This is a genomic window from Micromonospora sp. DT81.3 (genome assembly GCF_049847225.1).
Taxonomy (GTDB): Bacteria; Actinomycetota; Actinomycetes; order Actinomycetales; family Microbacteriaceae; genus Microbacterium.
This window is the reverse complement of the sequence record NZ_JBNCNY010000003.1, coordinates 383,277-408,995: the sequence shown is the minus strand read 5'-3', so window position 1 is coordinate 408,995 and position 25,719 is coordinate 383,277. Positions and strand designations below refer to the sequence as shown.

Here is a 25,719-nt window from a genome sequence, read left to right as displayed (position 1 = left end):
CGCGCGCACGCCGGCCTCAGCGCACGGCGAGCACCAGCTCGTCGCCACGGAAGGCGATGCTGCCGTACAGCGCCCAATCGTCGGCCCGGTAGGTGAATTCGCCGGCAGTTCCGGCGTGTGTCGTGCCCGTCGCTGTGACCACGAGGACGCCTCCCGTCGCGGCGAAGGACCCGTCTGCCGGGGCGAGGGCGGCGGCCGGGCGCCGCTCGATGCGGTAGGTGAGGTTCTCGAGCGTGGCGAGGTCGGCCGCCCACGGGATCCGGATGCCGCAGGCGTCCGGCACGACCGCCCCCGGAGCGGTGCACTCATCGAGGTACGGGTCGAGCTGGGCCTGCACCTGCGCGGCGGCGTTCTCCGTGAGGGTCGCATCCACCGCGACCGAGGCCGGCTCGTCGTTGCTCACGACGACCTCGGTGCCGCCGTCGAGTACGGCCCGGGGTGCGGGGGAGACCGGATAGACCGCCGGCAGGAGCAACACCTCGCCGACGGGAACCAGCGCGTCGCCCACCCATACGGAGTCGCCGATCCCCGTCGCTACCTCGAGCACCGCCAGGTAGTCCGTCGCCACCGTCCACCGGCCACTCCGAAGCGCCATGCCGAAGAAGACGGTGTGCCGCTCACCGGCGAATTCCATGCTCGACCGCACGCCGGTGAAGCCCTCCGACGGGGTGATCTCCTCCACCTCCGGCGCGGTGCCGTACGCGGCCCCGGCGAACGCGTCGGCCAGCGTGGCTTCGGTCGAAGCGTCGAGCCCCGAGTCCGACATCGCGGCGATGGCGGGGTAGTCCCCCTCGGCGAGCGCCGTCAGATAGTCCTCCGCCGCGTCCTCCACACTGGGCGGCCGGGTCAGCGCCCAGATCAGCACGCCGACGAGGACGACGCCGACGAGCACCGCGAGGGCGATCAGGGGGCCCCGGCGCTTCACGTCACCCGCTCGAGGTCCTCGGCTTGCGCGTCCCCGTCGCGCGCGGCGGGGGGCTCGGCGATCACCCGTTCGTGACGGTGCGCGTCCGGCATGACCCGCCCGAGGTCGGCGACGGCGTTGCCCCACGCGGAGATCGACACGTGCTCCAGGCCCTGCCACGCGGCGGCCGTGCGCAACTCGGCGGCGAGCCGCTCAGCGCGACCTTCGGGCGCTCCGTTCTCCCACCACGCGGACTGCACCAGAAGGGTCGATGTGGCCCGGTCGGCCTTGAGGTCGACGCGGCCCACGATGTCGTCGCCGACGAGCACCGGCAGCGAGTAGTAGCCGAACGCGCGCTGCGGGGCGGGGGTGTAGATCTCGATGCGGTATTGGAAGTCGAACAGGCGCTCCGCACGATCCCGGAACCACACGACGGGGTCGAACGGGCTCAGGATGGCGCCGGCATCCACCGAACGCGGCACCACGGCATCCGTGTGCAGCCACGCCGGAAGCGGGCGCGCACCACGGTCCCAGCCGAGCACCCGGACCGGCCGGAGGGCGCCCTCGTCGACCAGGTCGCCGATCGCGGACATCACCGCCTTGCGGTCGCGGATGCGGTAGTAATCGGCCAGATCCGAGGCGGAAGCCACGCCGTACGACCGCGCGGCGCGGCGCACCAGCTCGCGGATCGCATCCTCCCGCGGCACGGGACTCGCCAGTACCTCGGCGGGGATGACCTGCTCGGCGAGTGCGTAGCGTCGCTCGAAACCCCGCCGGCCCGCGATCGAGACCTCGCCGAACATCCACAGGTACTCGAGCGCGTGCTTGACCACGTCCCAATCCCACCACGGGCCCCGGCGGCCCCGCTGTGCGTCGGCCTCGATCTCGGCGGGCCGCAGCGGCCCCCGTGCCGCCAGCTCCGCCCGCACCCATTCGATCGTCGAGGCGTTGCGGGCGAACCACCCATCGGGACTCGTGCCGTACTTGGCGCGCATCTCGTCCATCCGGAATCGCCAGAGCGCCCAGTCCTCGATCGGGATGAACGTCGCCACGTGCGCGATGTACTCGACGTACGGTCCGCGGAGACCGAACAGAAGCCGGTCGAGGGCGGCGGTGTCGTACGCGCCCATGCGTGCGAAGTACGGCATGTAGTGCGAGCGGGCGAACACGTTCACCGAGTCGATCTGCGTGACGCCCATGCGCGCGGCCGCGAGGTTCAGCTGGCGGGTGCCGACCGTCTCCGGACGCGGCCGGGCGAACCCCTGAGCGGCCAGCGCGACGCGCCGTGCCTCCGCCCGGCTGAGCGTGTCTTTCACGCGGGCCAGCCTAGCCGTGGGGTCTGACACGCGGCTTGTGCGGGGCTCCGCCCCACACCCCTGGCTTGCTGGCGCGCGCCCGTCTGTGGGGCTCCGCCCCACACCCCTGGCTTGCTGGCGCGCGCCCCTCTGCGGGGCTCCGCCCCACACCCCTGGCTTGCTGGCGCGCGCCCTCCTGTGGGGCTCCGCCCCACACCCCTGGCTTGCTGGCGCGCGCCCCTCTGTGGGGCTCCGCCCCACACCCCTGGCTTGCTGGCGCGCGCCCTAGACTGAGGCGGGTGACCGACGACAAGCCCCGCGGCAGCTTCCTCGACAACCTGCGCAGCCGCACGGTCACGACCGACATCGCCCCCGGCATCCCGCGGGGCCTTCGGGTCGCGACCGCCTACGCATGGCGCTTCCTGGTCGTCGCCGCGGCGATCGGCGTCGGCGTCTGGCTCGTCATCCAGCTGAAGCTTCTCGTCATCCCGCTGCTCGTCGCCATCCTCGTTGCGGCGCTGCTGTGGCCGGCCTTCTCGTGGATGCTGCGCCATCGGGTGCCTCGGTGGCTCGCCATCGTGATCTCTCTGATCGGCACCATCGCGATCATCGGCGGCCTGGTGTGGCTGGTGGTGTGGCAGGTGTCGCGGCAGTGGGGCTCGGTGCAGGAACGCACGGTCGAGGCCGTCGAGCAGTTCCGGCAGTACCTCATCGACGGGCCGATGCACCTCTCCTCGGCCCAGATCGACGACCTCCTCGACCAGGGGCTGGCGCTGGTGCAGGAGCAGGCCCAGCTGCTCTGGTCGGGGGCGCTCGCCGTCGGTTCGACCGTCGGCCACGTTCTGGTCGGCGCGCTCCTCGCGGTTTTCATCCTCCTGTGCATCCTCGCCGACGGCCCCGCCATCTGGCGGTGGACCGTGCGGCTCTTCCCGCGCGACGCGCGCCCCGCAGTGGACGGCTCCGCGCGCAACGGCTGGGTGACCGTGGTCAACTTCGCCCGCACCCAGCTGCTCGTCGCGTCGATCGACGCCGTCGGCATCGGCCTGGGCGCCTTCCTTCTCGGCGTGCCGCTCGCCATCCCGATCGCCGTGCTCGTGTTCCTCGGGGCCTTCGTGCCGATCGTCGGCGCCGTCGTGACCGGTACGGTGGCGGTCTTCCTGGCCCTGATCTACAACGGCCCCTGGATCGCCCTGTGGATGCTCGTCGTCGTGCTCGGCGTGCAGCAGATCGAGGGCCACGTGCTTCAGCCGCTGCTGATGGGCTCGGCCGTCAAGGTGCACCCCCTTGCGGTCGTGCTCGTGGTCGCCGGCGGCGCGATGATCGCCGGCATCCCCGGTGCGCTCTTCGCCGTGCCGCTCGCCGCCTTCGTCAACGTCGTCGCGGTGTCGCTGACGACCGGGTCGTGGCGCACCGGGGCGAGACCATCATCCGACGACCTAATCTGGAGCACCGTCCCCCGAGCCCCGAGGCGGGTAGCACAATGAGGCCCACCCTGCACGACTTCGAAGAAGCCGCCGCCGGACTCGAAGGAGTCATCAGCCACACGCCCCTCGACAAGTCGCAGCATCTCAGCGACCTGCTCGGCGTGCCGGTCTACCTGAAGCTCGAAAACCTGCAGCGCACCGGATCCTTCAAGATCCGCGGCGCATTCCACCGGCTCTCCCGCCTCACCGAGGCCGAGCGGGCGCGCGGGGTCGTCGCGGCCTCGGCGGGCAATCACGCGCAGGGCGTCGCGCTCGCGGCGCAGCAGCTCGGCATCCCGGCGACGATCTTCATGCCCCTCGGAGTCCCGGTGCCCAAGCTTCTGGCGACCCGCGGCTACGGCGCCGAGGTGGTGCTCGAGGGGGCGACGGTCGAGACGCCGCTGCGCCTCGCCGCGGAGTTCGCCGAGCGCACGGGCGCGGTCCTGATCCACCCCTTCGACCATCTCGACATCATCACAGGCCAGGGCACGCTCGGTCTGGAGCTGTACGACGAGTGCCCCGACCTCGAGACGATCGTGATGGGCATCGGCGGCGGCGGACTCATCGCCGGTGTGGCCGCGGCTGTGAAGGCCAAAGCGGCGGAGGAGGGCCGCACGGTGCGCGTCATCGGCGTGCAGGCCGAGAACTCGGCGGCATATCCCTCCTCGCTAGCTGCTCGGCGGCCGCTGCAGGTGCAGACCCGTCCCACGATCGCCGACGGCATCGCGGTCGCACGACCGGGCGACCTTCCCTTCGCCCTGATCAGCGAACTGGTCGACGAGGTGGTCACGGTCACCGAAGACGACATGGCACGCGCGCTGCTCGTGCTGCTCGAGCGGGCCAAGCAGGTCGTGGAGCCTGCGGGAGCCGTGGGGGTCGCGGCCATGCTGGCGGGCAAGGTGCACGCGAGCGGCCCGACGATCACGGTGCTCTCCGGCGGCAACATCGACCCGCTGCTGCTGCAGCGCGTCGTGGCGCACGGGCTCTCGGCATCCGGTCGCTACATGACGCTGCGCATCCCGCTGCCGGACCGCCCGGGCATGCTCGCGCGGGTCGCCGAACTGGTCGCCGGGGCCGGGGCCAACGTCACCGAGGTTCTGCACACCCGGCACGGGCAGGGGATGCAGATCAGCGAGGTCGTCCTGCAGATCAGCGTCGAGACGCGGGGCGAGGAGCACCGGGCGCTGGTCATCAGCACACTGGACGAGGCCGGATTCAGCCCGAGCGTCGTCGCGGACTGACCGTGCCCGCCGCCGGGCGGGCCCCTACTGTCCCGAGTACGTCTCCACCTTGACGACGTCGACCGTGATCGCGCGTCCGTTCGGCGCGGTGTAGCTCGCGCTCTCGCCCTCCTTGAGGCCGAGGATGGCAGCGCCCAGGGGGCTCGCCTCGCTGTACACGTCCAGCTCGGAGTCCACAGCGATCTCGCGGTTGCCGAGCAGGAAGACCTCTTCGCCGCCTGCGACGATCGCGGTGACGACGGTGCCGGATTCGACCACACCGTGGCTCGCCGGCGCCTCGCTGACGGTCGCCGTCTTGAGCAGGTGCTGCAGCGTGCGGATGCGCGCCTCCTGCTTGCCCTGCTCGTCCTTGGCGGCGTGGTAGCCGCCGTTCTCCTTGAGGTCGCCCTCCTCGCGAGCGGAGGCGATGCGGGCGGCGATGTCCTCGCGGCCGGTCGTCGAGAGGTACTGAAGCTCGGAATGCAGACGGTCGAACGCCTCCTGCGTGAGGAACGTGACCGGGGCGTCGTCTACCACGGGATCTCCTTGAATCTGAAGGGCGGGCGAGCGATCCCGGACGTGTCGGTGATGTGCCGGCGCGGGTACCGCCTCAGTGCCGCCTATGTACAGAGACGCCCCGGCTCCCGCCAGGGCGTCGATGAATGCAATGAGACCAGACTACGTGACCCAGCAGGAGTCGACCAAACCCGTCGTCGCCCGCGCGACCGTGGGAATCGTCTCCTGGTAGGCCTTCGCCGCGCCGTCGGACGCGGGGAATTCCAGAACCCGCCAGCCGACGACGCCGAAGTCCTCGTCCAGTGCCTCCAGTGCGCAGGCGAAACTCGCGCCGGCCGGGGGAGTCACCTGGAAGAGCACCGTGACCCTGCGGTCATCGACGATCTCGTGCCCCGTTCCGTCGAAGCCGACGGCGTCGACCGTGTTGCCCACCGTGGCCCAGGCGAGGGCGCCGATGGATGCCGCGGCCAGCGCTCCGATCACGATCCAGGTCGCGCGACGGCGCCCGGGCCGCGTGCGGCCGTAGCGCTCATCGAGCTCTTCCTTCGTCGTCATCGGGTTCCCTCGAGTGGTTAGGCTGGAATCCAGGCTATGCGCTGCGGCGCGGAACGAAGGACACGATGCACGTACTGGCCGCGGCGCTCGGAGGGCTGCAGACGGCCGTCGCCGCTGCCACGCCCATTCCGGCCCCGACCGTCGATCCCCAGCTGGTCACACCCGGCCCATGGGGCTTCGCGGCGATCGTCTTCATCGCGCTCGCCGTGGTCTTCCTGGTGTGGGACATGCAGCGCCGCGTCCGCCGCACGCGTTATCGCGAGGAGATCAACGACGAGCTCGATGCCGAAGAGGCGGCGGAGAAGCAGGGCGAGGCGGCGGCAAGGGCGTCCGAGGTCGACGACGAATCGATCGACCCCGGCAGTCCCCGCGGCTGAGATCAGGCGGGCAGGCCGAGCGACGGTGAGTAAGGGTCGAGCGCGATGAGCAGGCACGCCGCCCAGTGGCAGAGGAATGCCAGCATCGTGCAGACGTGGAAGATCTCGTGGAACCCGAAGTGCCCCGGCCACGGGTTCGGTCGCTTCATCGCGTAGACGATCGCGCCGCCGGTGTAGAGCAAGCCGCCGATGATCACGAGGAACATCATCGCGGCATTGGCGCGGAAGAGGTCGGGCAGGTACATCACGGCTGCCCAGCCGAGCGCGAGGTAGAGCGCGACGTAGAGCCACCGCGGCGCGCCGATCCAGAAGACGCGGAACAGGATGCCGAGCAGGGCGCCCGACCACACGACGATCAGCAGGATCGTGCCCTGCCCCGGCGGCAGGGCCAGCACGGCGATGGGCGTGTAGGTACCGGCGATCAGCAGCAGGATGTTGGCGTGGTCGATCCGTTTCAGGACGGCCTTGGTCTTGGGGCTCCAGTCGAAGCGGTGATAGAGCGCAGAGTTGCCGAAGAGCAGCAGCGATGACGCCATGAACACGACGCAGGCCCACTTGGCGGCCGCACCGTCGGCGGACAGGACGAGCACGATGCCCGTGACGATCGCGACCGGGAACATCGCCGCGTGGATCCAGCCTCGCCATGACGGCTTGATCTCGACATGGGCGTCGACGGTCGCAGCCTCCATCAGCGGAAGCTCGGGCACATCGGGCACTCGGCTCTTCGCGCGGCGGATCACCCCTTGAGCGTAGGCCCTGCCATATGTCCGGGGGGTTACATGCGCCCGGCATCCCCGTCGCCGGAAGGGTAGCGTAGGGGCGTGAACCGAGCCGCATCGAATGAGGGACGCGGTCCTCTCTACCGGCTCTACATCAACAGGCTGCGGCGGCGCATCCCCGCGGAGGGCGTTCCCCAGCACGTCGCCATGATGATCGACGGGAACCGGCGATGGGCCAGGCAGCTCGGCTACTCGACACCGGCCCACGGGCACCGGGCCGGAGCGGCGAAGATGCGCGAGTTCCTGGAGTGGTGCGACGACGTGGGCGTCCGCGTCGTGTCGCTCTATCTGCTCTCCAACGACAACCTGCGCAAACGCGACTCGCAGGAGCTGAACGACCTCGTCGAGATCATCGCCGAGCTCACCGACGAACTGTCCACCGGGCGTGACTGGCGCGTGCAGCACGTCGGGCGGCGGGATCGGCTGCCACCGCAGCTCGCCCGCGTGCTCGCGAACGCGGAGGAGCGGACGCGCGGCCACCACGGACTGCATGTGAACCTCGCGGTCGGCTACGGCGGGCGCAACGAGATCGTGGATGCCGTCCGCAGCATCATCGCGAAGCACGATCGCGACGGCGGCACGCTCGAGGAGCTGGCCGCCAGTCTCACCCCCGAGACGATCGGGGAGCATCTGTACACGGGCGGTCAGCCGGACCCGGACCTGGTCATCCGCACCTCCGGCGAGCAGCGCCTCTCGGACTTCCTGCTCTGGCAGAGCGCCCACAGCGAGTTCTACTTCGTCGAGGCGCTCGGACCCGACCTGCGCGAGGTCGACTTCCTTCGTGCGATCCGCGACTTCGCGTCCCGCGATCGCCGCTACGGCAGCTGAGTCCGCCGTCAGCGCGGTCGCGGGAGAACTGCCATGATGACACGGTGACCACGATGGAGGCGTACCAGTCCTCGTTCGACGGAGAACCCGGATACCTGGACTGGGCGGCCTTCGGCCCGCTCTCGCCCGGGGTGCGCAGCGAGGTGCACGCGGATGCCGAGCTTCTCGGCTCCGGGCGTTCGTCGAGCATCGACTTCGTCTCCGAACGCGCCCGCGAGGCGCGACAGCTCGTCGCCGAACTGGTGGGCGGCGACGAAGGGCAGGTGACCCTCCAGCCATCCACTTCGTACGGACTCATGCACGCGGTCTTCGGGCTCTCGGGCACGGTGATCGCGTCGACCGCCGAGTTCCCGAGCATCACGGTGTCGCTCACCCGTGCCGCCGAGGCCTTCGGCCGGGTCACACCCCGATGGGTCACGCCGGAATCCGGCGCGGTGACACCGGAGGTCGTGCGCGACGCTCTCGATGACGACGTCACCGCCGTGATGGTGAGCCTCGTGGATTTCCGCACGGGCTATCGTGCCGACCTCGGTGCGCTGCGTGAGGTGATCGGACCGGACCGGCTGCTGATCGTCGATGCGATCCAGGGCTTCGGTGTGGTGGATGCCGAGTACGCCGCCGCGGACGTCGTCTGCAGCAACGGCTACAAGTGGCTCCGCGCGGGGCGGGGAACCGGCTTCGCCTGGTTCGGAGACCGCGCGCTCGAGCGCATCGCTCCCGTCCTGTCCGGATTCGCCGGCGTGGAGGGCGGCCTGCCGATGGACGAGGTGCCGCGCCCCGCGGCATCCGCGAAGGCCTTCACTGTCAGCAACCCGGACGCGCTGGCGGCCGCTCGGCTCGCGACCGGGCTGCGAGAGGTGCGCGATGCGGGCGTCGCCCGCATCGAGTCCGAGCTCGTTGCCCGCACGCGGGACGTCATTCAATCGGCGGATCGCTTCGAGATCCTTGTCGCGACGCCCCGCGAGGCGGAGCGTCGCGCCGGTATCGTGGCGCTCGCGCCGCCCGCCGCCGATGTCGCGCCGCTGGGCGCGGCTCTCGCCAACCACGGCCTCACCGTGACGGCCCGCGGCGGGCTCATCCGCGTGGCCCCGCACGTGGGAACCGGTGCCGAGACGCTGCGTCTGTTCGGCGACGCGCTCGCCGCGTTCGCTCAGAGCCGCGTCTGGTGACACCTCGGCGCCGCTGCAGCTCCCAGGAATTAACCCGCCTGTAACCCGGGCAGGCGTGTCGAGCACACGCCCGTGACATCGCGGACGTACGTTCATCTCATCGGGCAAGGTGCCCGGTCGGGTCGGCCTTCAGGATTGCGACTCGCTGCCATGGTCGACTCGAGGACTGCCGGGATCCGTCCCGGGTCGGGAGTGGGTTGTGACCACACGAGCACCAGAGCAGCCAGGCCGCCGGGCCGCCAACAGTGAGAGCACGTTGGAGCGGGAGGCATCCGACACGGATCTCCGCACCTACGTGCTCGACACGTCGGTGCTGCTATCGGATCCCAGGGCGTTCTTCCGTTTCGCCGAGCACTCCGTCGTCATCCCGGTGGTGGTGATCTCGGAGCTGGAGGGCAAGCGTCACGACCCGGAGATCGGCTACTTCGCCCGGCAGGCGCTGCGCCACCTCGATGAGCTGCGGATCGAACACGGGCGTCTCGATTTCGCCGTTCCGGTCGGCGAGGGCGGAACGCTCCGCGTCGAGCTGAACAACACCGACGGAAGCGTGCTGCCATCCGGCATCCGTCTGGGGGACAACGACAGCCGCATCCTGGCGGTGGCGATGCACCTCGCCCAGGACGGGCAGGACGTCACGATCGTCTCCAAGGATCTGCCGATGCGGGTGAAGGCGGCGTCGCTCGGTCTGAGCGCCGAGGAATATCTCGCCGAGCAGGCGGTGGATTCCGGCTGGACCGGCATCGCCACCATCGGCGTCTCGGGTGACGATCTCAGTGACCTGTACGAGAGCGACGTCGCCGCGAGCGACGACGTGCGCGGCCTCCCCATCAACACCGGCCTCATCATCCAGTCCGAGCGGGGATCGGCGCTCGGCCGTATCACGAGCCCGGGGGAGTACCGGCTCGTGCGTGGGGATCGCGAGATCTTCGGCATGCACGGACGCTCCGCCGAGCAGAGGATCGCGATCGACCTGCTGCTCGACCCCGACGTCGGCATCGTCTCCCTCGGCGGGCGCGCCGGAACCGGAAAGTCGGCGCTGGCGCTGTGCGCGGGTCTCGAGTCCGTGCTGGAGCGGCAGCAGCAGCGGAAGATCATCGTCTTCCGCCCCCTCTTCGCGGTCGGAGGCCAGGAGCTCGGCTACCTTCCGGGTGATCAGGGCGAGAAGATGGGCCCGTGGGGCCAGGCGATCTTCGACACTCTCGGATCGGTGGTCTCGGCGAACGTCGTCGAGGAGATCGTCGCGCGAGGACTGCTCGAGGTGCTGCCGCTCACCCACATCCGTGGCCGGTCGCTGCACGATGCGTTCGTTATCGTCGATGAGGCCCAGTCGCTCGAGCGCAACGTGCTCCTCACCGTGCTGAGCCGCATCGGCCAGAACTCGCGGGTTGTGCTGACGCACGACGTGGGACAGCGCGACAACCTCCGTGTCGGACGGCATGACGGCGTGGCTTCGGTGATCGAGACCCTCAAGGGTCACTCCCTCTTCGGCCACGTGACGCTGATGCGGTCGGAGCGATCCGCGATCGCGGCGCTCGTGACGGAACTGCTGGAGGCAGGAGAGCTGGCGTGAGGGCCGATGAGGCGGCCCCATCCGCCTCGGTCTGGTGAGAGTGAGGGGCATGAGAAGAATCTCATGCCCCTCACCTCTGGCTCTCACTCCGGCACCGCACACTTGCTAGAATAGTTAGCGATTTGCTGCACGCGCGCGTGTACGGTTCAAACGATGGGGGATGGCGTGGCACGCAGGGCGGTGCTGTCGGGTGGCGCGGCAACCGTCGTGGTCGCCATGGCCTTCGTCGGTGCAGTGTCCACCGCCCACGCGATCACGCTCAAGGACTCGTCGGGTGTCCCTGCCGGCAGGCCGGTCGTCGTCCCCTTCAACGGATCCACGGTGGACCAGGAGCGAGTTCCGCGCCTCGCGCCGCGGGTGCCGGAGGTCGTGCTGGCTCCCGACCCGTTGGACATCGCGGCTTCGCGCGCCACTGACACGACCCCGATCGCTCCCGTGGCGCAGCCCGTGGATGAAGCCGAGCCGGTGGTCACGAACGACACGCCCGGTGACGTCCCGGTCGAGGCCGAGCGTCGCTCGAACGTCGCAGAAGAGCTTCGCTCCAAGGTGGATGCCGAACTCCGCTCGAAGGTCGAGGCGGAACTCCGCTCCAGGCTCGAGGCGGAACTCCGATCGAAAGACGTGAATCCCGCCCAGTCCGACGTGCCCGACTTCGGTCGCCACGTCGACCCACAGACCCCCGCGAAAGCGGGTTCCCCATCCGGACATGATTCCCCCAAGTCGTGGTCCGGATTGAAGAAGGAAAAATCGCCGGTCGTTCCCGACCCTCGCGATTGAAGTGCCCGGAGTCCCCCAGCTCCGAGCCTCCCCAGCCCCCGGTGTCCCCCAGCGCCGGGGGCTTCTTCATGCCCGGGGACAGAAACCGCTCGAAGCGCGAGCGCCGGCTCAGACCCAGCGGTATCCCGCACCGCGGACGGTTTCGATGCGCTCGGTGCCGAACTTGCCCCGCAGGTACCGCACGTAGACATCGACGACGTTCGAGCCCGGGTCGAAGTCCATTCCCCAGACGCGGCTGAGCAGCTGCTCGCGGCTCAGCACCTGGCCGGGGTGGCGCAAGAACTGCTCCGCCAGTGCGAACTCGCGGGCGGAGAGGTCGACACCGCGCCCCCCGATCTCCGCGCGTCGCGTGAGGACGCTGAGGGTGACGTCACCGTAGACGATCGTGGTCAGGTCGCCGCTGGTCATCCTCTCCCGCAGGCGCGAGCGGATGCGGGCGAGAAGCTCGTCGAACTTGAAGGGCTTGGCCATGTAGTCGTTCGCCCCGGCATCCAGCCCGTCCACGGTGTCGCGCGTTCCGGTCCGAGCGGTGAGCATGATGATCGGGAGGGCGGAGCCCTGGCCTCGCAGCTGCGTGAGGACCTCGAAGCCGTCCATGCCCGGCAGCCCGACATCGAGCAGAAGCAGGTCCACGTCCTCGTCGAGTGCCAGTTCGAGGGCATCCAGCCCGTTCTCGACGACGGTCGTGACATAGCCCGCGGCCTCGAGCCCGCGCGCGATGAAGGCCGAGATCCGCGGTTCGTCCTCGGCGATGAGTATCCGGGTCATCCCGTGGCCTCTCGTTGCATCACGACATCGCCCGCACGCACCGGGGCAGGCAGTTCGGTCGGCGAGCCCTGTCGGAGCGGAAGATGGATCGTGAAAGTCACTCCGCCCCCTGGGGTGTCGGTGACGGTGATGTGTCCATCATGCGCCTTCGTGATCGCGTCGACGATAGCGAGCCCCAACCCGGAGCCGCCGACGGATCGTCGCTCGTGGGCGCGGTCGAAGCGCCGGAAGATGCGGTGGCGCGCGGCCGGCGGGATGCCGGGCCCGTGGTCGCGCACCCACAGGTGCACACCCGCCGCGTCTGAGCTGCTGCCCAGTTCGATGGGGGATCCGGGAGGCGAGTACTTGGCGGCGTTGTCGGCGAGCTGCAGCCAGGCCTGCAGCAGCCGGTCATCGTCGCCCTCCACGGTGCCGTCGCCGGCCGCCTCCACCGACCACTCGTGGTCGGGGATGACCGCGACGAGCTCGGCGACCCGGGCGGTGAGGCCCGCGACCTCGATCGTGACCATCGAGAACTGGTCGCCCTCGACGGTGGCCAGCATGTCGATGTCATCGACGAGCCGCGTCATGCGGTCGAGTTCCGCGATGCCGATGTCCCGGGTGAGGGCGACGTCGTCCGAGTCGCCGGGGTCCATCATCTCCAGATGTCCTCGCACGATCGTGATGGGCGTCTTCAGCTCGTGGCGCACGTCATCCAGCAGCTGCCGTTGCACATCGACCGAGCCCTCGAGCCGGTCGAGCATCGAGTTGACCGTCCGCGTGACGTCGGAGATGTCGTCGTTTCCGCCGGTCGGGATGCGCGCCCCGAGTTCGGTGAGCGTGATGGAATCGGCCGTCTCCTGCAGGCGCCGGATGGGCGAGAGCAGTCGGCCCACGACGAACCACCCCACGATGCCCGTTGCGGCGATCGTCGCCAGCGCGGCGATGGCATAGGTCAGGATCGAGGTGTCGACCGCGTTCAGCTCGGCATCCAGATCGATCGCTCGCAGGTAGATGCCCTTGCTCTCGTCACCCTCCATCGAGACCGGGACGGCGATGTAGCGCAGGGCGCCCTCGTCGGTCACGGAGGTGCCGATGAGGCTCGCGTCGGATCCCTTCGTCTCCTGCACGACGCGGTCGATCAGCTGATCGTTGTCGGAGATGTCGAAGCCCGACAGTGTCTCGGGGCGATAGCGGGGAACCCCGTCGAGGATCGCGACCGACGCCTCGTTGAGTCCGGGCACCAGACGGGCGACGGCCGCCCGGAGGTACTCGTTGACGGATCCGAAGTCCGCCGGGCGAAGCTCCTCCCGTGCGGTGGCGGGCGCCCGCGACGCATCGGGTGCAGGAATCGGCTCCACGTCGGTCATGCCGGCGACCGTCACGAGGCTCGCCACCTGGGACTCCAGGCGGTCGTCGATCTCGTTGATGACCCGCTCACGCTCGGCCACGAATGTGATGCCCCCGGCGATGACGAGTCCCACGCACGCCACTGAGAGTATTGCCCCCAGTATTCGCGTGCGTGCCGAGAAGGATCTCGACGTGCTGCTCATCGTCTGATTATGGCCCCGTCGGCCGAGAATCCGCCCAGATCGGGTATCATCCGGCGTGCGTCATCGACAAGAGGTCGAGCTTCTCATCGAGCTGCTGCAGCGTCAGCTCGCCGCGGTCGATGTATCCGAGGTCGAGAACCGCCTCGCGGATCGTGATGCCCTCGGCGACGGAGTGCTTCGCGATCTTCGCCGCGGCCTCGTACCCGATGAGCTTGTTCAGGGGCGTGACGATCGAGGGCGACATGCCCGCGAAGGCGGCTGCGCGCTCCAGGTTCGCCTCCAGGCCGGAGATGGTCTTGTCGGCCAGTACGCGCACCGTGTTGGCCAGTAGGCGGATCGATTCGAGCAGCGCCGTGCCCATCACCGGGATGGCGACGTTCAGCTCGAACGCTCCGGATGCGCCGGCCCAGGCGATGGTGGCATCGTTCCCGATGACGCGGGCGCACACCATCAGCGTCGCCTCCGGCACCACGGGATTGACCTTGCCGGGCATGATCGAGGAGCCAGGCTGCAGGTCGGGGATGTGCAGCTCACCGAGGCCCGTGTTCGGCCCGGAGCCCATCCACCGAATGTCGTTGTTGATCTTGGTCAGCGAGACCGCGATCGTGCGGAGGGCCCCGGATGCCTCGACGAGGGCGTCGCGGTTCGCCTGTGCCTCGAAGTGGTCCTTCGCCTCGGTGATCGGCAGTTCGGTCTCGGCCACGAGCAGTTCAATGACCCTCTGGGGGAAGCCGAGCGGCGTGTTGATGCCCGTGCCGACGGCCGTGCCGCCGAGCGGCACCTCCGCGACGCGTGGCAGCACGGACTGGACCCGCTCGATGCCCAGGCGCATCTGTCGCGCATAGCCGCCGAACTCCTGTCCGAGCGTGACCGGGGTCGCGTCCATGAGGTGCGTGCGGCCCGACTTGACGGCATCCTTCCACAGCTCCGCCTTCTCCTCGAGGGCGACCGCGAGGTGGTCGAGGGCCGGGATGAGGTCGTCGATGAGCTCCTGCGTGACCGCGACGTGCACCGACGTCGGGAAGACGTCGTTGGAGGACTGCGAGGCGTTCACGTGGTCGTTGGGGTGCACCGGCGAACCGAGGCGACGCGTCGCGAGGGTCGCGAGCACCTCGTTCATGTTCATGTTCGACGAGGTGCCGCTGCCCGTCTGATACACGTCGATCGGGAAGTGGGCGAAGTACTCGCCCGTGATGACGTCGTCCGCGGCCGCGGCGATCGCGTCCGCGATGTCGCCCTGCAGTGTTCCGAGCTCCTTGTTGGCCAGCGCCGCGGACTTCTTGATGCGCGCCAGCGCCACCAGCTGCGCAGGGTCCAGGCTGTCACCCGAGATCGGGAAGTTCTCGACCGCCCGCTGCGTCTGCGCCCCGTAGAGGGCGGATGCCGGCACCCGGACCTCGCCCATGGTGTCGTGCTCGATGCGGTACTCGGTGTCAGTCACGTCGTCGTTCCTCTGCCTGGTGTGTACGGGTGTGCGGGATGTCGGGTCTGGTGTCGTGCTGTGGCGAGCCTTCGAGGCCTCAGGCGTCGCCGTCCGTGGCGGGTCCGACGATCACGTCGGGCGCCACCGTTCCCTGCGAGAGGCGATAGTTCGCGCCGACGATGGCGAGCTCGCCCGCCGCGATCGCGTCACCGATCAGCTCGGACTTCTCGAGCAGCTCGGCGACCGTGTCGCGGAGGTGCTCCCGCCCGACGAGTTCTGCGTCGACGGACTGCGGGTCGACGACGCCGTCGCCTACCACACGGTGCACCGCGGGGATGATCGGCTCGATGAGGCGCACGATGTGCGGTGGCAGTGGGGTGGCATCGGCGCCCTGCGACGCGATGGCGGCCGCGACCGCACCGCACTCATCGTGGCCGAGCACGACGATCAGCGACACCTTCAGCACGGCCACGGCGTACTCCAGGCTTCCGATGACCGAGTCGGAGATCACCTGACCCGCGTTGCGGACGACGAACAGGTCGCCGAGCCCCTTGTCGAAGATGATCTCGGCAGCGAGGCGGGAATCGGAGCAGCCGAACAGAGCAGCGCGGGGCGTCTGCGCGATGGCCACCTCGTTGCGGTGCTCGACATCCTGACGGGGGTGGCGCGGTTCGCCGGCGACGAAGCGCGCGTTGCCGCGCACCATCTCGCCCCACACCTTGGCGGGAGTCGGTCGATCGGTCACTGAGGTGCCTCCTGGAGTGCGCGGATCTGGTCGGTGAGGCTCTCTGCGACCAGCGCGGTCGTCTCCGGGCTGGCCGACCCGTACAGCAGCACATGGTCCGGGCCCGCCTGGATGCCCAGTGCGTACGACACGTTGGCGTTGCGCGACGGCTGCGCGATCTCGTACGTGTCCCACGTGAGCCCGTCGATCGTGGCGGTGCCCGTCGGCGCCGCGCCCCGCAGCACCTGTGCCGCCCACGTCTCGCCCGCATCGAACCCCTGCGCCAAGCGCAGAAAGCTGTTCTCATCGGGCACGTAGATGACTTCCCATGCCGCGATCGCGTCGGCCTCGACCTGTGCGCCGTTCACTCGCCACGTCTCCGGCACGTCGGCCACGAGCACCGCGCGGTCGTATGTTTCTTCCACACCCTGCGCGACGGCTGCGACATCGATGGGCGGCCGCGGCGCCGGCTCACCTCGGGGCACGGCGAGGATGATCACGAGCACGACGGCGAGGGTGGCGAGCATGGCGGCGATCAGGTTGCGGGTCGTCTGGCTCGCCCGGTAGGCGCGTGATCGCTCCGCCTTGTCGGCCGCCACATCGTCGGGGGACTGGGCCGGGATGTCGCGACTGGCGGCGCGCGCCATCACGTCGACGCCCCGTCATCCGCGGCGCCTCGCGCGGCGTCGAGACGCTGCTTCGCACCGCGCAGCCACTCTTCGCAGCGCGCGGCCAGGGCCTCGCCCCGCTCCCACAGCGCGAGGGAGTGCTCGAGCGTGGGGGCTCCCTGCTCCAGTTCCGCGACGACCTTCACCAGTTCGTCGCGCGCCTGCTCGAACGAGAGGGTCGCGACATCCGGGGCGGCGGGCCGCTCCGCGGGAGAGCCCTGGCCGGCCGGGGGCGCGGTCTGCGTCATGTCATCCATCCTAAATCCGGGCTCCGGCATCGCCCGACTCGGCGATCTCGCCCTCGGAGCGTGCGGCGAGCGATCCGCGCTCGAGCGTCACCACGAGCGGCGTGCCGGCCGGCGCCTGGTCCGCGTCTCGCACGATCACCCCGCCGGCGATGTGGGCGATCGCGTACCCGCGCGCCAGAGTGGCAGCGGGGGAGAGCGCCCTGAGCGAGGCCTGAAGCTCGAGAGTGCGCCGGTGCCCGTGCTCGATCTGCCGTCCGATGCGCTCGCGGCCACGAGACACCAGCAGCCACACCTCCTGCGAACGGCCATCGATCATGCTCTCCGGCGCTCGCAGCACCGGCCGTGAGCGCAGCTGCTCCAGTCTCTCCACGTCGTTCGTGACGCGATGAACGAGCCGGGTAGTGAGGCGGGAGCGCAGCTGGCGCACGAGGGTCAGCTGCTCCGCCACATCGGGCACGACGCGCTTGGCCGCGTCGGTCGGGGTGGATGCACGCAGGTCGGCGACGTCATCCAGCAGCGGCCGGTCGTTCTCGTGTCCGATCGCACTGACGATGGGGGTGGATGCCGCGGCCACGGCGCGCAGCAGACGCTCGTCGCTGAATCCGAGCAGGGTCTGCGGGTCGCCGCCGCCGCGCGCGATCACGATGACGTCGACCTCGGGGTCGGCATCCAGTCGCCTCAGGGCGGCGAGGGTCTCGGGAACGCACCGATCCCCCTGCACGGCCGCGTACTCCGTGCGGAAGCGCACCTGAGGCCAGCGGAGCTCGGCGTTGCGGTGCACGTCCTTTTCGGCATCCGAGCGCTCTCCGGTGATGAGCCCGATCCGGCGCGGCAGGAACGGCAGAGACTTCTTGCGGGAGGAGTCGAAGAGCCCCTCCTGCCGCAGCTGCACGCGCAGGCGCTCGAGCTTCTCGAGCTGGTCGCCGAGGCCGACGTGGCGGAGGGACGAGACCTGGAAGCTGAAGTCGCCGGCCTTGACGAAGTAGTCCGCCTTGACGCACGCGATCACGTGGTCGCCGACCTTGAGGTCGGCGGGCATCCGCATGCGGGCGCTCGACCAGACGCGCACGGAGATCGTGGCGTCGGTCGCGAGGTCCTTGATGCGGCCGTACACCGCGTTGCCCCGCACGTTCCACGCGGTGATCTCACCCTCGACCCAGACGGCGCCCCAACGGGCGACGAAGTCGCGGATCGATTCGTTCAATCGCGACACGGAGGTGGGCGCCTGGGGGCTGGAATCCCGCGGCGCCACCGAGTCGGGCGGCGGCGGCGCATCGGGGGAGGCGGCGGCCTGGAAGGTCGTCATCGCATCCTCACGTCGTGTGTTCGCTGCCGGGACTCGGCTTGTATCCAGGGGGTCCCACGTAGAATCGACACGTGACCACTCCTGCCGTCCGCTTGCCCGTGCCCCGCATACCGGGGCGGCGTGGACGCCTCCAGGATATCCCGGTCGCCGGACACAAGCGGGTGCTGCTCGCGGCGCCGCGCGGTTATTGCGCCGGCGTGGACCGCGCGGTGATCGCCGTCGAGAAGGCCCTGGAGCGCTACGGCGCGCCCGTCTACGTGCGCAAGCAGATCGTGCACAACATCCACGTGGTGAGCGAGCTGGAGGCAGCGGGGGCCATCTTCGTCGAAGAGGTCGACGAGGTTCCGCCGGGCGCACACGTCGTCTTCAGCGCGCACGGAGTGTCGCCGGCTGTCGTGGCCGCGGCATCCGATCGGGGCCTGCAGGCCATCGACGCGACCTGCCCCCTGGTGACCAAGGTGCACCGCGAAGCGGTGCGCTTCGCACGCGACGACTTCGAGATCCTGCTGATCGGCCACAAGGACCACGAGGAGGTCGAGGGCACGGCGGGCGAGGCGCCGGAGCATGTGACCATCGTGAACTCACCCGACGAGGCCGACACGATCCAGGTGCGCGACCCGTCCAAGGTCGTCTGGCTCTCCCAGACCACCCTGTCCGTCGACGAGACGATGGACACCGTCCGTCGACTTCGGGCGCGCTTCCCCCAGCTGCAGGATCCGCCGTCGGACGACATCTGCTACGCCACGCAGAACCGCCAGGTCGCGATCAAGAAGGTCGCCAAGGGCGCCGACCTTGTGATCGTGGTCGGCTCGGCCAACTCGTCCAACAGCGTGCGACTCGTGGAGGTCGCCCTGGAGTACGGCGCCAAGGCCGCGTATCGCATCGACTACGCCGACGAGATGCGCCAGGAGTGGTTCGACGGCGTCGAGACCGTGGGCGTCACCAGCGGCGCATCCGTGCCGGAGGTGCTCGTCGCCCAGGTGCTCGAGGAGCTGTCGGGCGCGGGATACCGGGACGTCGAAGAGGTCAAGACGGCCGAGGAGGACCTGATCTTCTCCCTTCCGAAAGAGCTGCGTCAGGATGCCGCCGGCAATCGAGACGAGCGGGCACTCGGCGGACGGGTGCAGGCGTGAGCGAGCCGACGGAGGGCAGGCCGGCGGCATCCGCCGACAAGACGCCCGCCGCGCCGTCCGTGGCCGTCGAACGCACCGATGCCCGCCCCGACCGCCCGCTGTACGGGGAGTACGCCACTCCTGAGGAGCAGCGGGCTCGCATCCGCCAGCCGGATGCGACCTGGGCGCTCGAGAATGGTCAAGCAGTGGTCCCGGAGTCACCGGGCCCGAGCCGACCGGCGGCCTCCGCTCCCGAGAAGTCGCCTCTGGTTTCGGCCGCACAGCCGGCGAAGCGACGTGGCGGGCTCGCCGATCGCGTGATCACGATCGCCCTGCTCGGCTACGGGCTGTTCGCGGTGCTGTCTTCGTTCGTCGCGCTCACCGACTTCCCCACGTTCGCGAACATGTGGATGGAGACCGTCGGGATCGACGGCGAGTTCACCAACTTCGCCCAGGGGCGGCTCTGGGGCACGATCGCCGCCGCCGTGTTCGCGATCGGCTGGCTGATCACGGCCGTTCTCTCGTGGCGGATGCTGCGGCGCGGGCGCATCACGTTCTGGGTGCCGATCGTCGGCGCGGTGGTCAGCTACCTCGCCGTCACCGCGCTGCTACTGGTGCCGCTGCTCGGCGACCCGGCCATCGCCGAGTACCTCACGCGCGTCGGGAGCTGAGCTCCGGCTCGGCCCGAACGACGGATGCCCCGGCCATTTCGGCCGGGGCATCCGTCGTTTCGGCGCTGCGGCCGGGTGTCTCTCGAGGTCAGCTCTGCGACTTGCCCGCCGAGCCGAGCTGGCGGGTCGCGTCGGCGACGCGCGCGGCCATCGCCGTCTCGGCGACCTTGCCCCAGGCGCGCGGGTCGTAGGCCTTCTTGTTGCCGACCTCGCCGTCGACCTTCAGGACGCCGTCGTAGTTGCTGAACATGTAGCCGGCGACCGCGCGCGTGAAGGCGTACTGCGTGTCGGTGTCGATGTTCATCTTGATCACACCGTTCTGCACGGCGAGAGCGATCTCCTCGTCGGTCGAGCCGCTGCCACCGTGGAAGACCAGGTCGAGTGGCTTCGGGCCGGTGCCGAAGCGCGACGCGATGCCCTCCTGGATCTCGCCGAGCAGCTCCGGGCGCAGCTTGACGTTTCCCGGCTTGTAGACCCCGTGCACGTTGCCGAACGTGAGCGCGGCGATCCAGCGCCCGTTCTCGCCGAGGCCGAGGCCCTCGACCGCCTTGGTGACATCGGCGACCGTCGTGTAGAGGGCCTCGTTCGAGCCCTCGTGCTGCACGCCGTCCTCCTCGCCACCGACGACGCCGATCTCGACCTCGAGGATCGCGTTGATGGCCTTCAGACGGGGGAGCAGCTCCTGCGCGATCTGCACGTTCTCATCGAGCGGCACCGCGGAGCCGTCCCACATGTGCGACTGGAAGATGGGGTGGCCGCCGTCCGCGACGACCTTCTCCGACTCGGCGATCAGGGGGAGCACGAAATCCTCGAGGGCCGGCTTCGGGCAGTGGTCGGTGTGCAGCGCGACGGTGATCGGGTAGCTCTTCGCGACCTCGTGCACGAACTTCGCGAACGCCAGCGCGCCCGTGGCCCGGCCCTTGACGGTGTGACCGGCGAAGTAGTCCGCGCCGCCCGTGGTGACCTGGATGATGCCGTCCGATCCGGCTTCGGTGAGACCCTGCAGGATCGCGTTGACGCTCTGGGAGCTCGACGCGTTGAAGGCCGGGTATGCGAACCCACCGGCCTTCGCGCGGTCCAGCATCTCGGCGTACTGCTCTGGGGTTGCGACGGGCATGACGGCTCCTTGGTCGTGGGCACGATGATCGGTGCGGGGACGTGTGCTGTCACTCTATCGAAGGCCGAGCGAGCGGTCAGGTGGCAGCGGGCCCGCCGACCAGGCGGAGCCGGGGATGGCCGTCTTGTTAAGAATCGCCAAAGCTTCACGCCCGCGGCCCCTCGAAACCGGGGGTTGTCACAGACCCGTCGCTAGGCTGAGCACATGGTCAGCATCACCGGCGACATGAGTCCCCTGCACCCCGATCGAAACCTCGCTCTCGAGCTCGTGCGGGCGACGGAGGCCGCGGCCATCCGCGCCGTGCCGTTCGTCGGCCGAGGCGCGAAGGAAGCGGCGGACGGCGCTGCCGTCGACGCGATGCGAGCCTTCCTCAGCACCGTGAACTTCGATGGCGTCATCGTCATCGGGGAGGGGGAGAAGGACGAGGCCCCCATGCTGTTCAACGGGGAGCACGTCGGCAACGGACGTGGCCCCGCCTGCGACATCGCCGTGGATCCGATCGACGGCACGTCGCTGACGGCCGCCGGGCGGCAGAACGCGCTCTCGGTCATCGCCGTCTCCGACCGCGGCTCGATGCTCGACGCGTCGACGGTGTTCTACATGGACAAGCTCGTCACGGGCCCCGCCGGCGTCGGCGTCGTCGACATCCGCCTGCCGATCGGCGAGAACATCCGGCTGCTCGCCAAGGCGCTGGGCAAGCCGATCGACGAGATCGTCGTCTCGGTGCTGAACCGTCCGAGGCACGAGAAGCTGATCGCCGACATCCGCGAAGCGGGGGCGGGCACCCGGCTCATGTCGGATGGCGATGTGGCCGGCGGCATCAACGCGGCTCGCCACAACGCCAAGACCGACATGTGCGTCGGCGTCGGCGGCAGCCCGGAGGGCATCGTCACGGCGTGTGCGATCAAGGCGCTCGGCGGCCACATCCAGGGCATCCTCTGGCCGCAGACCGACGATGAGACTCAGCGGGGCATCGATGCCGGTCTGAAGATGGACCACGTCTACGAGGCCGAGGAACTGGTCACCGGAAAGAACACGATCTTCGTCGCGACCGGCGTGACCGATGGACAGCTCGTCGCCGGCGTGACGCGGCAGGGCGACTATCTCTACACCGAAAGCGTCGTGCTGCGCAGTGCGTCGGGCACCCTGCGTCGGATCACGTCGGAGCACCTGACGTCCAAGTGGCTGTAGCCCCGGCACTTCCGACTCGAGTGCGCTGACGCTCGGCGACTCGCGTCGTGCCGGTCGCGCCGCCCTGGGGCTGGCACAATGGATGCTGGACGGCGGCCATTCACGGCGCCGAGGAGGCGAGCGGCACATGAGCGCACAGGGACCCACCGGTTCATCGCCGGCCGGCGACTCTCAGCCCTCGGCTCTCCCGAATGCCGGGTCGACGAATCCGGGGTCGATGCCCCGGGTTCCCGTGACCACGGGGTCGATTCCGACGTCCGGATCGATTCCCACCACCGGCGCTCACCGGATCATCGTCGACCCATCGCGTCGTGCCGACGTGCTGTTCCGCGTGCGGCGGGACGATGACCACGAGGTCAGCGCGTGGTGGATGATCGGCGCGTTCCTCGCGGTCTCCACCGCGGTGATCGTGCTGCTGAGCTTTGTACCCGGCGGCACGTGATCTGCCACCCGGGCGTCACTGATCCAGGCGTGACCGGAGCGTCCCCACGTCGGCTGTGATCGCCGGGGCCGACGCGTCGTCGAGCCGTTCCTGGCCTTCGGCCACCTCGGGAACGTCGAGGGCTTCGAGCAGCTCGACGGCCGAGAGCCGACGGGGCAGCGAGTGGATGACTGAAGGCTCGGCGACGGCGTCGAGCTTCGTCTGGTCGATGCCGGGGAAACGCCGAGCCGTCACGAGCACGCGGGACTCGAGCGTTCCGGCGAACTTGTTGTAGCTGTCGACGGTGCGTTCGATGGCGCGGCGCAGATCGTCGGCGTGGCGGGCTAGCCCGCCGAGCCGGTCGTACAGCTGATTGCCCAAGTCGAAGAGCAGGCGCGCCTCGTCTGACACGTCCTGCTGCGTCCACGTGTAGGCGACCGTCTTGAGGACGGCCCAGAGGTTGACGGGGGAGGCCAGCGCCACGCGCTTGCCGAAGGCGTGGTCGAGCAGCGTCGGATCCTCCTCCAGGGCCGCGGAGAGGAGCGATTCGCTCGGCACGAAGCAGATGACGAACTCGGGGCTCGAGCTGAGCCCGGCCCAATACGCCTTCTTGGCGAGCGCATCCACGTGGGCCCGCACGGCGCGCACGTGCCGCTGCAGCAGGTTCTTGCGCCTGGCGCCCTCGTCGCCGGTCGCCGTGAGCGGGATCGCGCTTGCTTCGAGGTAGGCGTCGAGGGGCACCTTGGCGTCGACGGCCAGGGCCTTGTCGCCCGGAAGCCGGATGATCATGTCGGGCCGGCCGGCGCCGGCATCCGAGGAGATCGCCGTCTGCACGTCGAAGTCCACGTATCGGGTGAGTCCGGCCGCTTCGACCACTCGCCGCAGCTGCGTCTCGCCCCAGACCCCGCGTGTGGTGTTGGAGCGGAGTGCGCTCGCCAGCGACTCGGTCGTTGCCCGCAGGGACTCATCCGACTCGTGCGCACGACGGAGCTGCTCGGCGAGCGACCCGAACTGCGCCTGCCGGTCCCGTTCGAGCTCCGACACCTTCTGCTGCATCGACAGGAGCGTCTCGCGCACGGGGGAGAGCGCGGTGAGCACCGCGGCTTCACGGCGCTCTCGCTCGTGATGCACGGCCTGGTCGGCGCGCGCGCGGTCGATCATCTCGCGGTACTCGTCGTTGCGGAGGTCGAGCTGTTCGCGCAGGCCCATGGCCGCCGATTCGGCCGCCGCCACGCGCGCGAGCAGATCGGATGCGGTGCGCGCTCCGGCCGAGGCGGCGCGCGCCGCGTGCGCGCACCAGCCGGCGAGGCCGCCGGCCGCGAGGCAGGCGACGGCCAGAAGCGATGCGGTCACGGGATCCATGGCTCCATCATGCCGAGGGCTTCGGACATCGCCGCGGAGGAACCGGCAGCGCAAGCGTGAAGGCCGCTCAGGCGACCGCGGCGAGGGCCTCGACCACGGACGGCACGGGCACGCTGTCGGGGCCCGCGATGCGCGACACCCGCACGCCCGTCATCTCCGCCAGGGACGAGACATCCATCGCTCCGGCCCGCCGGGCGGCGTCGATCACGATGTGGGCGCACGCGAGCGCATCCGCGCTCGCGTCGTGGTGGGAGAAGGGGCCGAAGCCCGCCTCCTGGGCGACGAACGGCAGGCGGTACGACGGCAGAGCGTAGGTCTTGCGGGCGACCTGCAGGCTGCAGAGGTACCGGTACGGCGGACACACGTCGCCGGTGGCCGCGCACGCCCGGCCCAGCACGCTCATGTCGAAGCCGGCGTTGTGCGCGACGAGCACATCGGCGCCGGCGAACCCCCACAGGTCGTCGAGCTGAGCGCTCCAGCCCTTGGCGGACGCGACGTCCGCCTTGCGGATGCCGTGTATGCCCGTGTTGAACGGGTGGAAGTCGTCGTGCCCCGGGGGCGGCTGGATGAGCCACCCGGCCGTCGCGACGACGCGGCCGCCTCGCACCCGGGCCAGTCCCACCGCGCACGCCGATGCCGTGCTGGAGTTCGCCGTCTCGAAGTCGATCGCGGTGAAATCCAAGGGCACGTGGTCAGCCTTCCTCCGGCTCCGCGAGCGCCGGCGTAGGCGCGCCGCGCTCGTCGTAGGCTCGGAACATGGCAGGTCGCGAGGAGATGTCCACGTCGTTCGGTGCCGCGGCCGGGGCCTACGAGTCCGGACGGCCGGAGTATCCCGCCGAGGCGGTCGAATGGATGCTGGAGCCGGTGGCATCCCATGAGCGCCGCCTGCGCGTGGCCGATGTCGGTGCCGGCACGGGCAAGCTGACCAGGGCCGTCGCCGCCACCGGGGCCGAGGTGGTCGCGATCGATCCCGACGCGGTCATGCTCGCGACCCTCCGCGATGCCGTTCCCGGTGTGCCGACGTTCCTCGGCACGGCGGAGGCGCTGCCGCTGCCGGACGCCGGCCTCGACGCGATCGTGTTCGGTCAGGCGTGGCACTGGGTGGAGCCGGTCGCCGGGTCCCGGGAGGTCGGCCGCGCGCTGCGCTCCGGCGGCGTTCTCGGCCTCATCTGGAATGTGCGCGACGAGGCCCAGGAGTGGGTGCGCCGCCTCACGAAGATCATGCACGGCAGTTCCGCGGAGGAGATGCTCTCCGCGGGGGATCCGCCGATCGCCGCACCGTTCGATCGGATCGAGAGCAGGGAATGGCGGTGGACACGTCCCATGACCCGTGAGGCGCTGCTGGCCATGGCGCGCTCGCGCAGCTACATCATCACGGCGGCGCCGGAGGATCGCGCAGCGATCGAGACCGGACTGGCCCGACTGTTCGACGAGCTCGGCCTCCGGGGCGACGCGAGCATCGACCTGCCGTACGTCACGCGCGCCTACCGCGCTCTGCGCCCGTGACCGATGCCGCATCCTTCGACGGGGTCGCGGGCGTCTACGAGGTGGCGGTCGTCGTATCCACGGCAAGCGGTCGACTGGCTGGGCTGCGGCGGCATCCACAGACCGAAGGGCCGACGATCGCGATGCCGTACGTCACGGCGTCGTTCCGCTACGTCTGTCCCTGACGGCGGCGGGCGGGGCCGGGTCACGACGGCTGTCGCACGTAGACTTGACGCCC

28 protein-coding genes are annotated in these 25,719 nt (G+C 69.9%); 13 read left to right on the top strand and 15 right to left on the bottom strand.

Translation table 11 applies throughout. The features are described 5' to 3' along the window. Positions 1-16 precede the first annotated feature (16 nt). Both ACPW96_RS09720 and ACPW96_RS09715 read right to left on the bottom strand, forming a co-directional pair. Complete coding sequence (locus tag ACPW96_RS09720) at positions 17-925, bottom strand: hypothetical protein (protein ID WP_425882876.1); 909 nt, start codon at positions 923-925, stop codon at positions 17-19. Then, positions 922-2,220: a winged helix-turn-helix domain-containing protein gene (locus tag ACPW96_RS09715; protein ID WP_425882875.1), complete on the bottom strand. Its 1,299-nt coding sequence runs from the start codon at positions 2,218-2,220 to the stop codon at positions 922-924. Before ACPW96_RS09715 ends, ACPW96_RS09720 begins: the two co-directional genes overlap by 4 nt. 278 nt (positions 2,221-2,498) lie before the next feature. Here ACPW96_RS09715 and ACPW96_RS09710 point away from each other — a divergent pair, with 278 nt between their 5' ends. Together ACPW96_RS09710 and ilvA are read left to right on the top strand one after the other, a co-directional pair. Continuing rightward, the gene (locus ACPW96_RS09710; RefSeq protein ID WP_425820107.1) at positions 2,499-3,683 is read left to right on the top strand and encodes an AI-2E family transporter; all 1,185 of its coding nucleotides are present in this window, start codon (positions 2,499-2,501) and stop codon (positions 3,681-3,683) included. After that, positions 3,680-4,903, top strand: coding sequence for a threonine ammonia-lyase (ilvA, locus tag ACPW96_RS09705; RefSeq protein ID WP_425820108.1), 1,224 nt, complete (start codon positions 3,680-3,682; stop codon positions 4,901-4,903). Before ACPW96_RS09710 ends, ilvA begins: the two co-directional genes overlap by 4 nt. A 24-nt stretch (positions 4,904-4,927) precedes the next feature. On the opposite strand, the gene greA is transcribed toward ilvA, so the two are convergent. Together greA and ACPW96_RS09695 are read right to left on the bottom strand one after the other, a co-directional pair. Beyond that, entirely contained in the window at positions 4,928-5,419 is a 492-nt protein-coding gene (gene greA, locus ACPW96_RS09700; protein WP_425882874.1) for a transcription elongation factor GreA, read from the bottom strand. A 141-nt stretch (positions 5,420-5,560) separates the two neighbouring features. Continuing rightward, positions 5,561-5,953 carry a DUF4307 domain-containing protein gene (locus ACPW96_RS09695; RefSeq protein WP_425820110.1) on the bottom strand — a complete coding sequence of 131 codons (393 nt, stop codon included), beginning with the start codon at positions 5,951-5,953 and terminating at the stop codon, positions 5,561-5,563. Positions 5,954-6,018: 65 nt separating this feature from the next. Here ACPW96_RS09695 and ACPW96_RS09690 point away from each other — a divergent pair, with 65 nt between their 5' ends. Further along, complete coding sequence (locus tag ACPW96_RS09690) at positions 6,019-6,330, top strand: hypothetical protein (protein WP_425820111.1); 312 nt, start codon at positions 6,019-6,021, stop codon at positions 6,328-6,330. Between the two features lie 2 nt (positions 6,331-6,332). On the opposite strand, the gene trhA is transcribed toward ACPW96_RS09690, so the two are convergent. Continuing rightward, positions 6,333-7,070: a PAQR family membrane homeostasis protein TrhA gene (gene trhA / locus ACPW96_RS09685; protein ID WP_425882873.1), complete on the bottom strand. Its 738-nt coding sequence runs from the start codon at positions 7,068-7,070 to the stop codon at positions 6,333-6,335. Positions 7,071-7,151: 81 nt separating this feature from the next. Between trhA and ACPW96_RS09680 the strand changes: the two genes are divergently transcribed. The 4 genes from ACPW96_RS09680 to ACPW96_RS09665 all read left to right on the top strand — a co-directional run bounded on the left by ACPW96_RS09680 (position 7,152) and on the right by ACPW96_RS09665 (position 11,453). Beyond that, complete coding sequence (locus ACPW96_RS09680) at positions 7,152-7,937, top strand: isoprenyl transferase (RefSeq protein ID WP_425820112.1); 786 nt, start codon at positions 7,152-7,154, stop codon at positions 7,935-7,937. A 53-nt stretch (positions 7,938-7,990) separates the two neighbouring features. Next, positions 7,991-9,106, top strand: a complete 1,116-nt coding sequence (locus ACPW96_RS09675) for an aminotransferase class V-fold PLP-dependent enzyme (RefSeq protein WP_425882960.1) — start codon at positions 7,991-7,993, stop codon at positions 9,104-9,106. Positions 9,107-9,305: 199 nt separating this feature from the next. Then, a complete protein-coding gene (locus tag ACPW96_RS09670) occupies positions 9,306-10,676 on the top strand; it encodes a PhoH family protein (protein ID WP_425820113.1) in 1,371 nt (456 codons plus the stop codon). A 153-nt stretch (positions 10,677-10,829) separates the two neighbouring features. Further along, on the top strand, positions 10,830-11,453 hold the full coding sequence (locus tag ACPW96_RS09665; RefSeq protein WP_425882872.1) for a hypothetical protein: 624 nt from the start codon (positions 10,830-10,832) through the stop codon (positions 11,451-11,453). A 108-nt stretch (positions 11,454-11,561) separates the two neighbouring features. On the opposite strand, the gene ACPW96_RS09660 is transcribed toward ACPW96_RS09665, so the two are convergent. The 7 genes from ACPW96_RS09660 to xseA all read right to left on the bottom strand — a co-directional run bounded on the left by ACPW96_RS09660 (position 11,562) and on the right by xseA (position 18,122). Further along, on the bottom strand, positions 11,562-12,221 hold the full coding sequence (locus tag ACPW96_RS09660) for a response regulator transcription factor (RefSeq protein WP_425820115.1): 660 nt from the start codon (positions 12,219-12,221) through the stop codon (positions 11,562-11,564). Continuing rightward, positions 12,218-13,684 carry a sensor histidine kinase gene (locus ACPW96_RS09655; RefSeq protein ID WP_425882871.1) on the bottom strand — a complete coding sequence of 489 codons (1,467 nt, stop codon included), beginning with the start codon at positions 13,682-13,684 and terminating at the stop codon, positions 12,218-12,220. Before ACPW96_RS09655 ends, ACPW96_RS09660 begins: the two co-directional genes overlap by 4 nt. Before the next feature lie 115 nt (positions 13,685-13,799). Next, positions 13,800-15,194, bottom strand: coding sequence for a class II fumarate hydratase (locus ACPW96_RS09650; protein ID WP_425820117.1), 1,395 nt, complete (start codon positions 15,192-15,194; stop codon positions 13,800-13,802). Positions 15,195-15,273: 79 nt separating this feature from the next. Beyond that, positions 15,274-15,921: a carbonic anhydrase gene (locus tag ACPW96_RS09645; RefSeq protein WP_425882870.1), complete on the bottom strand. Its 648-nt coding sequence runs from the start codon at positions 15,919-15,921 to the stop codon at positions 15,274-15,276. Further along, positions 15,918-16,547, bottom strand: coding sequence for a DUF4245 family protein (locus ACPW96_RS09640; RefSeq protein ID WP_425882869.1), 630 nt, complete (start codon positions 16,545-16,547; stop codon positions 15,918-15,920). Before ACPW96_RS09640 ends, ACPW96_RS09645 begins: the two co-directional genes overlap by 4 nt. After that, on the bottom strand, positions 16,547-16,816 hold the full coding sequence (locus tag ACPW96_RS09635) for an exodeoxyribonuclease VII small subunit (protein ID WP_425820118.1): 270 nt from the start codon (positions 16,814-16,816) through the stop codon (positions 16,547-16,549). The genes ACPW96_RS09640 and ACPW96_RS09635 overlap by 1 nt, the downstream gene beginning before the upstream one ends. Positions 16,817-16,826: 10 nt before the next feature. After that, positions 16,827-18,122 carry an exodeoxyribonuclease VII large subunit gene (gene xseA / locus ACPW96_RS09630; protein WP_425882868.1) on the bottom strand — a complete coding sequence of 432 codons (1,296 nt, stop codon included), beginning with the start codon at positions 18,120-18,122 and terminating at the stop codon, positions 16,827-16,829. 137 nt (positions 18,123-18,259) lie between these two features. Here xseA and ACPW96_RS09625 point away from each other — a divergent pair, with 137 nt between their 5' ends. Together ACPW96_RS09625 and ACPW96_RS09620 are read left to right on the top strand one after the other, a co-directional pair. Beyond that, entirely contained in the window at positions 18,260-19,255 is a 996-nt protein-coding gene (locus tag ACPW96_RS09625) for a 4-hydroxy-3-methylbut-2-enyl diphosphate reductase (protein WP_425882958.1), read from the top strand. Then, positions 19,252-19,905 carry a DUF6264 family protein gene (locus tag ACPW96_RS09620; protein ID WP_425882867.1) on the top strand — a complete coding sequence of 218 codons (654 nt, stop codon included), beginning with the start codon at positions 19,252-19,254 and terminating at the stop codon, positions 19,903-19,905. The genes ACPW96_RS09625 and ACPW96_RS09620 overlap by 4 nt, the downstream gene beginning before the upstream one ends. 88 nt (positions 19,906-19,993) lie before the next feature. On the opposite strand, the gene fbaA is transcribed toward ACPW96_RS09620, so the two are convergent. Next, positions 19,994-21,022, bottom strand: coding sequence for a class II fructose-bisphosphate aldolase (gene fbaA / locus ACPW96_RS09615; protein ID WP_425820121.1), 1,029 nt, complete (start codon positions 21,020-21,022; stop codon positions 19,994-19,996). Between the two features lie 204 nt (positions 21,023-21,226). Between fbaA and glpX the strand changes: the two genes are divergently transcribed. Then, positions 21,227-22,213: a class II fructose-bisphosphatase gene (glpX, locus tag ACPW96_RS09610; protein ID WP_425820122.1), complete on the top strand. Its 987-nt coding sequence runs from the start codon at positions 21,227-21,229 to the stop codon at positions 22,211-22,213. Positions 22,214-22,340: 127 nt separating this feature from the next. Further along, entirely contained in the window at positions 22,341-22,655 is a 315-nt protein-coding gene (locus tag ACPW96_RS09605; RefSeq protein ID WP_425820123.1) for a hypothetical protein, read from the top strand. 15 nt (positions 22,656-22,670) lie between these two features. Here the strand turns inward: ACPW96_RS09605 and ACPW96_RS09600 are convergent, their stop codons facing one another. Next, positions 22,671-23,996, bottom strand: a complete 1,326-nt coding sequence (locus tag ACPW96_RS09600; protein WP_425882866.1) for a DNA recombination protein RmuC — start codon at positions 23,994-23,996, stop codon at positions 22,671-22,673. A 67-nt stretch (positions 23,997-24,063) separates the two neighbouring features. Continuing rightward, complete coding sequence (locus ACPW96_RS09595) at positions 24,064-24,684, bottom strand: 3'-5' exonuclease (RefSeq protein ID WP_425882865.1); 621 nt, start codon at positions 24,682-24,684, stop codon at positions 24,064-24,066. Between the two features lie 68 nt (positions 24,685-24,752). Here ACPW96_RS09595 and ACPW96_RS09590 point away from each other — a divergent pair, with 68 nt between their 5' ends. Both ACPW96_RS09590 and ACPW96_RS09585 read left to right on the top strand, forming a co-directional pair. Then, a complete protein-coding gene (locus ACPW96_RS09590) occupies positions 24,753-25,502 on the top strand; it encodes a class I SAM-dependent methyltransferase (RefSeq protein WP_425882864.1) in 750 nt (249 codons plus the stop codon). Next, positions 25,499-25,666, top strand: a complete 168-nt coding sequence (locus ACPW96_RS09585; RefSeq protein WP_425882863.1) for a hypothetical protein — start codon at positions 25,499-25,501, stop codon at positions 25,664-25,666. The genes ACPW96_RS09590 and ACPW96_RS09585 overlap by 4 nt, the downstream gene beginning before the upstream one ends. Positions 25,667-25,719: the final 53 nt, after the last annotated feature.